The organism is Nitrospirota bacterium (assembly GCA_030645475.1).
Classification (GTDB): domain Bacteria; phylum Nitrospirota; class Nitrospiria; order Nitrospirales; family Nitrospiraceae; genus Palsa-1315.
This window is the reverse complement of record JAUSMA010000005.1, coordinates 1-12,637: the sequence shown is the minus strand read 5'-3', so window position 1 is coordinate 12,637 and position 12,637 is coordinate 1. Positions and strand designations below refer to the sequence as shown.

The 12,637-nt window shown below is 58.9% G+C and carries 12 protein-coding genes; 5 read left to right on the top strand and 7 right to left on the bottom strand.

The features are described 5' to 3' along the window. Nucleotides 1–54: 54 nt before the first annotated feature. The 3 genes from Q7U76_00145 to Q7U76_00135 are packed head-to-tail and all read left to right on the top strand — an operon-like array spanning nt 55 to nt 1,984. Nucleotides 55–621: a hypothetical protein gene (locus tag Q7U76_00145; GenBank protein ID MDO8354790.1), complete on the top strand. Its 567-nt coding sequence runs from the start codon at nt 55–57 to the stop codon at nt 619–621. Beyond that, entirely contained in the window at nt 618–1,547 is a 930-nt protein-coding gene (locus tag Q7U76_00140) for an isoaspartyl peptidase/L-asparaginase family protein (GenBank protein ID MDO8354789.1), read from the top strand. The genes Q7U76_00145 and Q7U76_00140 overlap by 4 nt, the downstream gene beginning before the upstream one ends. Next, nucleotides 1,544–1,984, top strand: a complete 441-nt coding sequence (locus tag Q7U76_00135) for a VOC family protein (GenBank protein MDO8354788.1) — start codon at nt 1,544–1,546, stop codon at nt 1,982–1,984. Before Q7U76_00140 ends, Q7U76_00135 begins: the two co-directional genes overlap by 4 nt. Before the next feature lie 3 nt (nt 1,985–1,987). On the opposite strand, the gene Q7U76_00130 is transcribed toward Q7U76_00135, so the two are convergent. Together Q7U76_00130 and mtgA are read right to left on the bottom strand one after the other, a co-directional pair. Beyond that, nucleotides 1,988–4,030, bottom strand: coding sequence for a TonB-dependent receptor (locus tag Q7U76_00130; GenBank protein ID MDO8354787.1), 2,043 nt, complete (start codon nt 4,028–4,030; stop codon nt 1,988–1,990). A 15-nt stretch (nt 4,031–4,045) separates the two neighbouring features. After that, complete coding sequence (gene mtgA, locus Q7U76_00125) at nt 4,046–4,780, bottom strand: monofunctional biosynthetic peptidoglycan transglycosylase (protein MDO8354786.1); 735 nt, start codon at nt 4,778–4,780, stop codon at nt 4,046–4,048. Between the two features lie 107 nt (nt 4,781–4,887). Here mtgA and yihA point away from each other — a divergent pair, with 107 nt between their 5' ends. After that, nucleotides 4,888–5,490 carry a ribosome biogenesis GTP-binding protein YihA/YsxC gene (yihA, locus tag Q7U76_00120; protein MDO8354785.1) on the top strand — a complete coding sequence of 201 codons (603 nt, stop codon included), beginning with the start codon at nt 4,888–4,890 and terminating at the stop codon, nt 5,488–5,490. Here yihA and Q7U76_00115 read toward each other — a convergent pair. The 4 genes from Q7U76_00115 to rfaE2 form a co-directional block, all read right to left on the bottom strand. Then, the gene (locus Q7U76_00115) at nt 5,414–6,418 is read right to left on the bottom strand and encodes a peptidylprolyl isomerase (protein MDO8354784.1); all 1,005 of its coding nucleotides are present in this window, start codon (nt 6,416–6,418) and stop codon (nt 5,414–5,416) included. The genes yihA and Q7U76_00115 overlap by 77 nt on opposite strands. 143 nt (nt 6,419–6,561) lie before the next feature. Next, complete coding sequence (locus Q7U76_00110) at nt 6,562–7,461, bottom strand: peptidylprolyl isomerase (GenBank protein MDO8354783.1); 900 nt, start codon at nt 7,459–7,461, stop codon at nt 6,562–6,564. A 17-nt stretch (nt 7,462–7,478) separates the two neighbouring features. Next, a complete protein-coding gene (gene mfd, locus Q7U76_00105; protein ID MDO8354782.1) occupies nt 7,479–10,952 on the bottom strand; it encodes a transcription-repair coupling factor in 3,474 nt (1,157 codons plus the stop codon). Between the two features lie 211 nt (nt 10,953–11,163). Further along, the gene (gene rfaE2, locus Q7U76_00100; GenBank protein MDO8354781.1) at nt 11,164–11,646 is read right to left on the bottom strand and encodes a D-glycero-beta-D-manno-heptose 1-phosphate adenylyltransferase; all 483 of its coding nucleotides are present in this window, start codon (nt 11,644–11,646) and stop codon (nt 11,164–11,166) included. A gap of 347 nt (nt 11,647–11,993) precedes the next feature. Here rfaE2 and Q7U76_00095 point away from each other — a divergent pair, with 347 nt between their 5' ends. Next, the gene (locus tag Q7U76_00095) at nt 11,994–12,179 is read left to right on the top strand and encodes a hypothetical protein (GenBank protein ID MDO8354780.1); all 186 of its coding nucleotides are present in this window, start codon (nt 11,994–11,996) and stop codon (nt 12,177–12,179) included. Nucleotides 12,180–12,189: 10 nt separating this feature from the next. Here the strand turns inward: Q7U76_00095 and Q7U76_00090 are convergent. Next, the coding region (locus Q7U76_00090; GenBank protein MDO8354779.1) for a hypothetical protein at nt 12,190–12,637 on the bottom strand (448 nt) is incomplete at its 5' end.

Here is a 12,637-nt window from a genome sequence, read left to right as displayed (position 1 = left end):
GAGAACATCTGCTATACTGAACTCACGAGTCTTCGGAATGTGTGAGAGGTGGATATGAGAACGCAAGTTCCGCCACGGCATCCGCTCCGGCAGTTCTTCGGCGCCCTGACCGAGAAGAGTTTCACGGAACATCTCGGGTGGCCCGACTCCAACGTCACCAGTTACGTCTCCAATCTGCTGGTCGACTTTACCCATACCGACCATTTATATAAGATCAGGAATCTCCAGGACCAACCGGTCGATACGGTGGTCGATCTCCTGTTCGAATCCGAAGTGCTGCTTGAGGCGCAGTCGATGGATCGCGAGCGGGACGTGCATCAGCACATTGGCGATTTTACGCTGTTCATGGCGGGCCTGTTTCCGGAATATCTGCGCCGCCTGAAGACAGCCGGATTGATCTACCATAAGGATTTTCTCGTGGACTATATGAAGACAGGAAAACGCTCCTATGGGATTGTCGCGCAAATGGCCGACAGCCCATCGGGGGAAGAGCCTCCGCTCTTTCGTAAACTCTCCGACAACTTCGAGCTCTGCGTCACCGGCCTGGGATTTGTGCGGTCCGATTTGGACCGCATGAAAGATCCGGCCTACCGCCAGGTTCGGGATCTGCTTCTCAATTGACCAGTTCCGCTCCCCTCATTCTTGCCCATGGAGGCGCCGGCCTTCGACGCATGACGCCGGCGCAGGCCACCTGCCTGGCCGATGCGCTCGTCATCGGTTATGCCATTCTTGAGCAGGGAGGCCCTGCCCTCATCGCCGTCGAATGTACCATCGGTCTTCTCGAGCAGTCCGGTCTGTTTAACGCAGGACGGGGGGCGAATCGCCAGCTCGATGGTGTGCAGCGGATGGACGCCTCGATCATGGAAGGGGCACAGCTCGGAGCTGGCGCGGTTGCCTCGATCGAAGGGATTCTCCATCCGATTACCGCCGCCCGCCTGGTCATGGAGGACACCACTCACGTCTTGCTCGTGGGACCTCAGGCCACGAAATTTGCGCAACATTGCCAACTGGCTCCATTACCCAAAGCGCGATCGCCTCGCCGAAACACCGGTCGAGATCTTCCCTCAGCCTCTGCCGCGCAGACGATGCGGCTCTATCGCGCGATGTTAAAATCTCAGAGGACCGGGAAGGACCAGCATGGAACCGTCGGCGCGGTCGCGTTGGATGGATTTGGAACGGTGGCGGCAGGGGCTTCGACCGGGGGCGTCGATTCGATGTTGCCTGGGAGGGTCGGCGACAGTCCGCTCATCGGCTGTGGCCTGTATGCGGACAATCAGTGTGGCGCTGTGTCGATGACAGGAATGGGCGAAGGGATTATCCGTCTTGTCGTCGCTAAGACTATCTGTGATTATTTAGCAGCGGGGAGAAGCCCTGCAGTCGCGGCTCGACAGGTGTTGCGTATGTTGGTGTCCAGAATCCAGGGGTCTGCCGGGGCGTTAGTCCTCTCGCCGGACGGGCGATTTGCGATTAAGCATGTGACGCCCTATATGGCTGCCGGCTGGTGGAAGGGGAGGGGAAAGCCGACGGTCCGAGGGCAGTTCCCATGAAGGATGCACTGTTTCATTTGGCCTTTCCCACGCACGATGTGGCGGCGGCGAAACGCTTCTATGTTGAAGGACTTGGTTGTACGTTGGGTCGTGAATCGAGCCGCGCCGTTCTGTTCGGACTGGCGGGGCACCAACTGGTGGCCCATGTGATTGCGGAACCCCTGCCGCCTCAACAAGGTATTTATCCCCGGCATTTCGGGCTGGTGTTTCTGTCGAAAGATTCGTGGCAGCGGCTGTTAGAGCAGGCCCAGGCGAAAGGGTTGCCCTTCTACCAGCAGCCCCGTGTTCGTTTCCCCGGCACCAGCCTCGAGCACCATACCTTCTTTCTCGAAGATCCCTCCGGGAACCTCCTCGAATTCAAACATTACCTCCATGAGTCTGCGATTTTTTGCGAACAGGGTTCGTCCGAGATCGGTGATTCGTCTCCTCTCGATTGACGTTTAATATTCGGCGCGTATCCCGCCCATGATCAAGAGCGGGCTCCCCAACGTCTTGATCGAGCCGGTCTGTGTTGCAATATAGTGCCGGTCGGTGAGGTTTTCACCGTTGAGAACCAGCCTGAGTCCATTTCGAAGCTCGTGCTGGAGCGACGCGTCGAGCACGACGAAATCGGCCACCGGTTGCAGGTTCAAGTCGTCGGTGTATTGGCGCGAGAGATATCGGGCCATGATCGTGACCGCGACCCAATCGGATCTGCCGCCTGTCATGCTGGCAGTGAGTTGGTTTCGCGAGACGTTCGGGATTCGCTTGCCTTCTCGGTCCTGCGCTCCCGGAAGGCTGGTGATGGCTGAATCGACGTAGGCATAGCCGAAGCTTAGCGAGAGGAGTGGTGCAATCCGATACGAGAGATCCAGTGCCCCACCAGTCGATAGAGTCCTGCCGACGTTCTGCCGTTGTGCGGTTGCCGGTCCTTGCGAGAGAAAAAGAATCTGGTCTTTGACTTCGTCCCGATGGGCCGACAGGCGCCAGCTGAACGAGCGGTCAGATAACAGGTTTCCTTCCAGTTTGACCTCCATCCCCGTCAGCCGTTCGGGGCGAAGTTGGTCGTTGGGCAGGAAGCTGAACCCGCTAAATCCAAAGCCCCGGTAGAGTTCGTTGATGGTCGGGGCCCGGAATCCTTGATAGATCGAGGCGCCCGCGCGGACGTTATCGGTCAAGACGTAGTTCGCCGACAGTTTCGGATTCACGACCTGGACGGTGTTATCCCGAAAGGCCGTGGTCGCAGTCGGAGACTCGCTTCTCGCGTTGTAGTTTTTCCACCAATCGGCCCGGAGACTTGGCGTGACGGTCAACCGTTCTGTCGCCGGCAGGATCCATTCCCCGAACAGGCCCCATCCGAGCTGGTGCCCGCGGGTCAAGGTTTGTCCGGTGAAGCCGCCTGAGGAAAAGAGATCGTCGGTCGCTTGTGCGATGATCGTTCGCGCATCAGTGCCCAGCACCAGCCGATCCGGTCCCCAGAGGCTGCCGGTCCATTGCAGTGACCCGCCGAAGTCGTTACTGGGAATGGTCTGAATCAGATTGCGGAATTCTGCGAGGCGCAGGAGCGGACTTGGCGTGATCTGGGACGTTTGGTTCCGGAAGGTCTGCCATTGGGCGAACAGTTTGCTGTCCCATCGACCGCCCTGTCCCTGGTCGCTGTGAAGTCCGAGCGCGATGTTGCCGATCGTTCTCGACGCCAGGCTGAGGCTGGTTCCAAATGTCCGGTCTTCCCGGAACAGGCTCCCTGAGAGGTCAAGGGTCGTTCTGCTCGACGGTAACCAGGCCAGCCTGCCGTTGAGCAGTTCGTGCCGCGAGTCATTCGTCCTGTCCACCGGTCCTTGCTGATAGGCCGGGACTGGAATGATCCCATTCGTATGAAACCACCGGTAACCGATGGAAAAACGGAATCGGTCGGTTCCGTACCGGGCATTCAACGCCTGCTGATAGGTGCTGAGTGTGCCGGCCTGACTGTCCACCTTGAACCCGGTTCCTTCAGCCGGGGGAGTCGTGATGATGTGAATGACACCGCCCATGGCCCAGGTACCGTAGAGGTTCGAGGCCCCTCCAGGAACAATCTCGACCCGTTCAATGTCGTTCGGGATCAATCCCCAATTGATCCATCCTCCAAACCCATCGTTGAGCGGAACACCATCGAGCAGCACCAAGGTTCGACGAGTGCCCAAGCCGTTCAACGTCACAGACTGAGCGGTCGGATGATTGTAACGACTGCTCAATGTCGCAGGCTGGACGCCTGGAACCGATCTGAGCAGATCGTCCAACTGATGTCCGCCAGCATAGGGCGATCGCTCGATCTGCTCACGCGTGAGTACAGTGATGGAGGCCGCACTCTGCCTGATCGGCTCCGCCGTTCTCGTCGCGGATATCACGACCTCATCGGTCGTCAAGACGGAGAATTCCTTCGCAGGCTCTTCGGCGAGCGAGAGGCGGGGAATGAGGCAGGTGGCAATGAGACCGCAGAGCCGTAAGAAAGAAGCGCCTCTCATGCCGAGCATCCGTTTCTACTCAGGCTTGATGTCATGATGCGCCGTCTGGTTCATTCGGCGAAGGATCCGTTCATGGCGGCGAGTTAGGGCAGCCGTTTTTCTGATCGGATCGTATCGCCTGGGCGAGGGGAGGATGGCTGCCAGCCAGGCGGCCTCGTCGGGCGTCAGGTCGCGTGCGGATTTCTTGAAGTGGTGGCGGGCTGCCGCCTCCGCTCCGTAGACACCCTGTCCCCATTCGGCGACGTTGAGGTACAGTTCGAGAATACGTTCCTTCGTGAGCTGCTGTTCGAGGGAACGGGTGATCAACGCTTCCCGAGCCTTTCGAAACAAGGACCGTTCGGAGGAGAGATAGAGATTTTTGGCCAGTTGCTGGGTAATGGTGCTTCCGCCGCGTTTGAGTTCACCAGCCTCGAGGTTATATTTGGCGGCTTCTTTGATCCCTTCCCAGTCGAATCCTTCGTGGGTGAAAAACGCCGCATCTTCCGCCCCCACGACCGCTTGGCGGAGTGAGGGAGCGATGCGAGAGAGCGGCACCCATACCCAATGGCGTCTGGCGCTGTGGCCTTGTGCTTCGGCTTGGGCCTGTCGTGCTTCCATGAGTGCCGTCACGGGTGGATTAGTCGTGCGTAAGATCGAGACGTCTGGCAAGGTGAGCAGCCAGAGAAACAGGATCGCCCCAATCGGGAGGCAGAGCCCGAGAATCAAGAAAACCTTCACGCGGGAGCGGGATTGTTTGGTTGACTTCCTCATAGTCTGATGCGTATGACAACGTGCGAGGCACAAGGCTGGAGGTAAAGGAACTGATCCGTGCCTTGGCTTCTCGCCCCGTGCTCCTTGCCTATCTATGAGGGTGACCGTTGAAAATCTTGAATGCAGAGTTTATCAGAAGTTGCGCGGGGCCAGAACAGTTTCTGAAAGGTCAGCTGCCTGAAGTCGCCTTCATCGGGCGGTCGAATGTCGGGAAATCCTCGCTCATCAACTCTCTCTTGCAGCGCAAAGGGCTGGCCAAGGTGAGCCGTACGCCGGGAAAGACCCGCTTGGTCAATCTCTTCCAGGTCACCAGCGACGACCCAGGGTTGGCGCGGTTCGTATTGGTGGACTTGCCCGGATATGGATATGCGAGGGTGTCGAAAGCGTTGCGGGCTGAGTGGGCGCCGTTGATCGAGCAGTATCTTAACGGCAGCGAGCAACTCAGCGCGGTGGTCGTCTTGGTCGAATGCCGGGTGTTGAGCGAGCAGGATCGTGAAACCATCGCATGGCTCTTGTCCGTCGGGCGGCCACCCATCGTCGTGGCGACGAAAGTCGACAAGTTGAAAATGAGTGAGCGCGTCAGTGCCTTGCGTCGGCTTCAGGAAGGGCTGGGATTGGCTGAAGGGGGAACGATCATTCCTTACTCGTCGTCGACGGGCGAGGGGCGGGACCGGTTGTGGTCGGCCCTGAAGGAGCAGCTTCAAACTTGATCTCGATATAGGCTTTGTTCTTGAGGTCAGCGAGCCAGGCCTGGAAGACATCCTCGCTTTTCTGCTGGAAGACGAGCCCCTGGATTTCAATGCGGACTTCCTCGTAGGGGCGGAACTGCTTGGGTTTCTTGTCCTCCAGTCGCACGACTTGAAAGCCTTCCGAGGTTTCAATCACATCCGAGATGCCGCCTGGTACGAGCTTCGCGATGGCCCGTTCGATTCCCGGTAAGAGCTCTCCCTGCCGCACGAGGCCGATGCGCCCTCCACGGGAGGCGTTCGGGCCGTCTGAAAACTGCAGTGCCAGGTCTTCGAAGGACTCCCCCTGCTTCAGCCGTTTCATTACGTCACGAACCTTTTCTTTGGCATCGGCCGTATCGTCCGGCGACCGGGGAAGGATGAGAATTTGGCTGAGGGTATATTCCTCCGGGAGCGCAAATCGATCGCGGTGTTCCTGGAAGTATCGTTTCATGTCGGAGTCTGCCACCATCACCCCGCTCCGGACTTCGCGATCGACGACTTTGAGCAGGGTCAGCTGTTCCCGGACACTTTTCATGTTTGCCGGGTTTGTCTCGTCGATCGTTTCCCCCTGTTGCTTCATATTCTGGACCGCTTGCCGGACTTCTTGATCGGTGACCTCGACGCTTCTGGTCTTCGCTTCCTGAAGTTGCAGCTTGCGTTCGATCATCGAGGTCAGGGCCATGTATTCCGCCGTCTTGAGCCGCCGCGCGAGCATGTCGCCGCGGAACTCTTTCTGTATCCGCTCCCGCTCGGGGGTCAGTTCCCGTTTCATGTCGGATAGCATGATGAGGTCCGAGTTGACGATCGCGACGATCCGATCTTCCACCTGCGCGGCTGAAAGAGGGGCCGCCGGTGCGATCAGTGCAACCGAGAAGAAGACTGTGAGTCGTAACCAGTGTGGTGCCATCATGATGAACGGACGGAACGCGATTATGGATAGGAGGCTCGCCCTATGCCGTCGAGATCGGCCGGTCGACGAGGTTCCGGGAGATTGTACACGATTTGTGGAGGACTTGAGGGGTCGGAATGCAGGCAATCTCGATCCGCGAGGCGTCAGTGTGTGCCGACGTCGTCGGCTACATAGCGGGAGGCATCGGCGAGGCGGATGATCGCCTTTGTGCGGATATCGGCAATCACATCGTCGAAACGTTTTCGGCGTTTTTCGTTGAGGAGCTCTTGTCGGAGCCGCTCTCGGACGGCTAAGTCCGCCTGAATAATTTCCTTATCGAGTGCCGTGACCATGACGAGGTAATAGCCGGCATCTGTCTTGACCGGTGCACTGACCATTCCTGGCTTCAGCGTATGCACAACCGCGTCGACTTCCGGGATGAGCAAGTCCTTGTGATAGGGGCCGAGATCTCCTCCCTTGGCTTTCGTCTTGTTGTCGAGGGAATAACGTTGCGCAAATTTGGCGAAGTCGCCGCCCTGGTTGATCTGCTTTTCAAGATCTTTTGCGGCGGGAAAATGAGGCAGCAGCATTTGCGACACTTGTACTTTCAGCGGGCTCAGGAGTTCGTGGGCATGCTTCTCATAAAAAGCGTCCAACTCTTCCTTTGAGAGTTCGATTTTGGCCTTGATGCGATCTTTGAGGAGTTCGTCGAGAATCAGTTGTTCACGATAGCGTTGCGCGCGATCGCGGATGGCATCGTTCTGGTCGAGTCCCTGTTTGCGCGCCTCCTGCATGAGCAGTTCGCGGGTGATGAGTTCGTCGAGGAAGCGGCGCTTCCCTCCCTCTTTCTCGTACCGCGCCCTGGTCGCGTCGGCCAGTTCTCCCCAGCGGGTTTCGAATTCGTTCTGCGTGATCTGTCGGCCATTGACGAGGGCCAACACGCTTTCCTCTGGTGGAGGCGTACAGCTGGTCAGCAGGACGAGGCCGCTGCCGATGGCGCCGGCGAGCAGGCAGACGAGGCGGACAGCGACGACGTTGATGGAGCCGTTCGATGATCGAATCATAGATACACAAGACCTTGTTAGCGAGTTGGACGTGAGGGCACTGTTGTGTTGGTATCACAGACACCCAGGCTTTGCAAGGTTGCGGTGAGTTCTCGAAAGATGGAAGGCCAATCCTGGTGCGGCATTTGGAGCTCGAACGAGAGGGGGGACAGGAAGCAGACGCGTTTCTTGTACCGGTCCATCATCCGGTGAATCGCCTGGCTCGAGACCTTGCTCTTGGCGTCGAGTGTCACCACGACGGAGTGGGACTTGAGTTCAATGGCAGCCAGGCGCAACGCTTTGGCCTGAAGCCGCACCTGCATGACCTCGAACAGGCGCTCGACAGAGTCCGGGGCCAGCCCGTACCGATCCTGGATTTCGCCATGCAGCAACGCGAGGTCTCCGACTTGGGTGCAGGACGACAGCCGCTTGTAGCAGGAGAGGCGCTGATGAGGATCCGCGACATAGGCATCCGGGATGAAGGCGGAGACGTTGAGCCGGAGCACGGGATCCGGCTCTTCTTCCACCACCTGGCCCCTGAGGCGCTGGACGGCCTGTTCCACCATTTGCATATAGAGGTCGAGTCCGATGGCAGCGATATGTCCCGATTGCTGCTTGCCAAGGAGATTGCCGGCGCCTCGAATTTCCATATCCGCTGCCGCGATACGGAAGCCGGCGCCCAGTTCGGTAAATTGCTGAATTGCTGTTAGGCGTTTCTGCGCATCCTCGCTCAGTTGCCCTTCGTCGGGCACCAGGAAGTAAGCGTAGGCTTGATCGCCGCTTCGGCCCACCCGTCCACGCAGTTGATAGAGCTGCGCAAGACCGAACATGTCGGCGCGATTGATGATGATCGTGTTGGCATGGGGCACATCGATGCCCGATTGGATAATGGCCGAGGCGATCAACACGTCGGCTTCCCGCCGGAAGAATTTCAGCATCACGGCTTCGAGCGGTTTCGCGTTCATCTGCCCATGGGCCATCACGATGCGCGCGTCCGGCACCAATTGGTGGAGCCAGGCTCCCGTCTTTTCCATCGTCTCGACCCGGTTATGGACGAAGTAGACCTGCCCGCCCCGTCCCAATTCCCGCAAGATCGCCTCTCGAACGAGTGTGTCGCTGAATCGGACCACCTGTGTGCGAATGGCGAGGCGGCCTGCCGGCGGGGTTTCGATGATGGAAAGATCGCGCACGCTTGCCATGGCCATTTGCAAAGTTCGGGGAATCGGGGTGGCCGTGAGCGTCAAGACGTCGACCTGGGTGCGGAGTTGCTTCAATCGTTCCTTATGTTTGACGCCGAACCACTGTTCTTCGTCGATGATCACGAGACCCAGGTCGCGGAACAGCACATCTTTCTGGACGAGCCGGTGGGTTCCGATGATCACGTCGACGTCCCCGGCTGCCACGTCTTTGAGAATGGCCTTGGCCTCCTTCGGCGATTGGAAACGGGAAAGCAGGGCCACGCGAGCCGGGAACGGGGCGAACCGTTCCGAGAAGTTGTCGTAATGTTGGTGCGCGAGGAGGGTTGTGGGGACGAGCACGGCGACTTGGCGATTGGCCTCCACGGCTTTGAAGGCTGCCCGCATGGCCACTTCCGTTTTTCCGTACCCGACGTCGCCGCAGACCAACCGGTCCATCGGTTTGCTGGACTCCATGTCGCGGGTAATGTCCTCGACCGCTTTGAGCTGATCCGCCGTTTCTTCATATTCGAACGCGGCTTCGAATTCGTGGTACATCGTGCTGTCGAACCCATAGGCATTGCGCGTCACGAGCTCGCGGTTGGCATAGAGGTCGACCAACTCATGGGCCATCTCCTCGATGTCCTTTTTGACGCGCGCGGTCGTTTTGGCCCAATTGGTGCCGCCTAGCCGTTCCAGGCGTGGGCCATGGCCGTCCGCCCCGCTATACCGCTGCACATGGCTGAGTTTCTCCAGGGGGACATACAGCTTGTCCCCGCCGGCGAATTCCAGGATCAAGTAATCGCTGTCGAAGTCCTGCACCGAGAGGCGCTTGAGGCCTTGATACCTGGCGATGCCATGTTGGACATGGACGACATAGTCGCCCACGTTGAGGTCTTCCAACGACGAAAGGAACGTCGCGGCTTTACTTTTTGCCTGGGGTTTGTGGCGTGCGCCCTTGGCAAACAGTTCTTCTTCCGTGAGCACCGCCAGGCGCAAGTCCGGAGCGAGAAACCCTGCGGACAGATCGCCGTGCAAGACGTAGAAGGGCGCTTTGGTTTTCCCGGTCACAGTCCAGGTTCCCGTCGTCCATTCCGTCGCCGGCACATCGTGTTCGCGCAAGAGCGCCAGCAAGCGATCGACCTGGCCGCGGCTTCTCGCGACGAGCACGACGCGGCATTCATCCCGCAGGCGATCCATAATGGTCAGAGTCTGGCTGAAGGGCATGCCGCGAGCTCCGAGGCCTGCGCTGGCCGGGCTCTGAGCGGGAAAGGTCAGGACCGGACTCCAGGACGCATCGCTTGGCGTGAGCGGCTCGAGCGCAAGGGCGGGCAACCGTTTCGTGCAATCCAAGAGCGCGGCCCAGGAGAGAAACAACCGTTCCGGTGAGGGATAGGGGGCGACGGCCTCCCGGTCGGTATGGCGGAGATACCCGTCGTCGATTTTGCCCCAGAGCTCCTCGCAGCTCCCTTTCAATCCGGCCGGCTGATCCATGACCAGGATGGGCTGTTCGGTGAAATAGTCGAAGAGGGTGTCCATGCTGGGATACAGATCCGGTGCGCGCCATTCTGCATCCACCGGGATGGGAGCGAGGGCGTCCGGCGACGTCTCTGCGCGCAAGTATTCCCGCGCGGGCAGGACGACCGCTCGATCCAGCTTCTTGATGGATTTTTGCGTGGCGGGATCGAAGAGGCGGAGCGAGTCGATGGTTTCGCCGAGAAACTCTGCCCGCAGCGGGTCGGCATAGGCCGTCGAAAAAATATCGACAATGCCGCCTCGAATACTGAACTCTCCTGGAATTTCCACCACCGAGACCTGCCGATAGCCGAGGCGTAACAATCCTCCGGTGAGGACTTCTCGTTCGATCGTGCCGCCCAGTTTGAATTGCAGGGTGGTGCGGCTAAACGTCTCGACGGGCAACAGCCGTTGCATGAGCGCCGCGATGGAGGTGACCAGGCAGGTCTGTGGGGTGGTCCGGATGTGATGCAGGGCATTCATCCGGCGCGCAATCAGGCTGACATGGGGCGCGCTGCCCTCGTACGGCAAAGTTTCCCATCGCGGAAACAGGGCGAGGGACGCCGCCGGGAGGCCGATGAGATCATGGAAGAAGTGCAGGTCGTCGAAGAGGCGTTCCGCCGCCTCGTCCGACCCAGTGACGATTAGCCATGATCGATTCCCCAGTTTGCCCAACTGGGGATGCAGGAGTGTGGTGAGGGCAAGCCCGGCGGTGGAGCCGTAGAGGCCCGCGACCGAGGGGCGGCCTGTTCCGTCTCCTAGCGCCGCAACGACAGGAACGAACCACTGGGATGCTGATGTTGTGGAAATCGTATCGGACATGGTGTCACAGGCTAGGGAACAGTGAGTTCCTCATGGCGCATTTCGATGGTTGACAGGTTAGTAAAAATAAAAAGAGACCAGCTAAGCAGGATGCTCAAACAGTTCGTCCAACAAGGCCGCAGCGAGTGAAGGCCGGAGACGTACCCTCGGGGGTACGTTGAGGACCTGAGCGAAGCGAGAACGCTGTTGGCGGACTGTTTCAGCATCCTGCTTACGTTGTAGTCGAGCGAATACGCTGTATCAGCGTCGTGGTGGAGACGCCGGGGACTAAGGGAATGGTGCGGACGACCCCGCCGCGCGCTTCGACGATTTCTCGGCCAACGATCCGTTCCACCGCCCAATCTCCACCTTTCACGAGTACATCCGGTTGCAAGGCGGCAATCAAACTGTGGGGGTCCGGTTCGTTGAACAGGACTACATAATCGACCGAACTGAGGGCGGCGACCACTTCCGCCCGTTGAGCCTCCGGGACGATCGGCCGATCCGGGGCCTTGTTCAAGCTCCTGACGGACTCATCGCTGTTGACGGCGACGACCAATAGGTCTCCGAGATCTCTCGCCGCCTGGAGGTAACGCGTATGGCCGACATGCATGAGATCGAAACAGCCGTTCGTGAACACGATACGTTTATTCCGGGTCTGCGCCGTACGCAGAAGTGGGACCAGCTGGTCTTTCGTCATGACTTTCACAGACATGGCTGCATCATACCGACTGTGTGCTCGGATGGAAAGAGACTCGATGCAGGATGCTGAAACAGTCCGCCAGCTTCGTTCTCGGCTCATCGAAATCCTCAACGTACCCCTGAGGGTACGCCTCCGGTTTCGATTCGCCTGCGGCCTTGCCTGTGGAATAGCGCGTCTTGGCGCGCCGGGGTTGGGCGGGTGAGAAGTCTGAACTGTTTGAGCATCCTGCATGCTGTTCTCCTGAAGATTTTTCGGAGCCTGTTAGAACTGTGGGTGGGAGATTTAACCATGCCCTTGTCTGCCAAGGGGAAAATTGACTAGACTGCTGGCCTACTAGAAAACGTGAAAGGACGATAGCCATGGCCGACAGTCAGGATGAGCGAAACGGGAAAGCCTATAGTCTCTATACCTCCATCAGGCGATACTTTGAACCGCTCCGGCAACATTGGGATAAGCTGTCCGCTGAGGAGCAGGGAGTGGTCATTCAGGAAGTGGAAGCGTTCTTGAACTCGGTACGTCCGTCCGACAGTCAACGTCCAAGCTGAGCCTGCCTGGTTACTCTTCCGGAATCCCGCCGAGTCGTACCATTCGACTGCCATATCGTTCGATCAGCCCATCCAAGGCTGCGACCGCCTGGGTTTGGCGCTGTGTAAAGAGCGAGTCTGTCGCGGGTAAGAGGCCGGACAGCGACAAACCCACCAACCGATAGCGGGTATGCGGCCTGGCCAGGCTCTGGAGCGCCGACTGGACGGCCGGCCACATGGCAGGATCGTAGTTGAGCGGATGCCAAAATTGCTGCTGTCGCGTGGTGATCTGGAACGTGGCATCTTTGAGTTTGACGGTGAACGATCCCGCCGCCAGTCCTTGCACGCGCAGGTCGTGCGCCAATGTCCCGAGAAAACTTTTGATCGTGTGTTCCAGGAAGGCCGGATCGCTGGTGTCTTGTTCGAAGGTCGTTTCATGCCCGAGGCTTTTTGAGGCTCGATCGGCCACGACCGGGTCG

What these genes read in the sequence shown, in the direction of transcription:
- Q7U76_00145 (MDO8354790.1), top strand. Translation starts at nt 55, where the DNA reads ATGAGAACGCAAGTTCCGCCACGGCATCCGCTCCGGCAGTTCTTCGGC.
- Q7U76_00135 (MDO8354788.1), top strand. Translation starts at nt 1,544, where the DNA reads ATGAAGGATGCACTGTTTCATTTGGCCTTTCCCACGCACGATGTGGCG.
- Q7U76_00130 (MDO8354787.1), bottom strand. Translation starts at nt 4,030, where the DNA reads ATGAGAGGCGCTTCTTTCTTACGGCTCTGCGGTCTCATTGCCACCTGC.
- mtgA (MDO8354786.1), bottom strand. Translation starts at nt 4,780, where the DNA reads ATGAGGAAGTCAACCAAACAATCCCGCTCCCGCGTGAAGGTTTTCTTG.
- Q7U76_00115 (MDO8354784.1), bottom strand. Translation starts at nt 6,418, where the DNA reads ATGATGGCACCACACTGGTTACGACTCACAGTCTTCTTCTCGGTTGCA.
- Q7U76_00110 (MDO8354783.1), bottom strand. Translation starts at nt 7,461, where the DNA reads ATGATTCGATCATCGAACGGCTCCATCAACGTCGTCGCTGTCCGCCTC.
- mfd (MDO8354782.1), bottom strand. Translation starts at nt 10,952, where the DNA reads ATGTCCGATACGATTTCCACAACATCAGCATCCCAGTGGTTCGTTCCT.
- rfaE2 (MDO8354781.1), bottom strand. Translation starts at nt 11,646, where the DNA reads ATGTCTGTGAAAGTCATGACGAAAGACCAGCTGGTCCCACTTCTGCGT.
- Q7U76_00095 (MDO8354780.1), top strand. Translation starts at nt 11,994, where the DNA reads ATGGCCGACAGTCAGGATGAGCGAAACGGGAAAGCCTATAGTCTCTAT.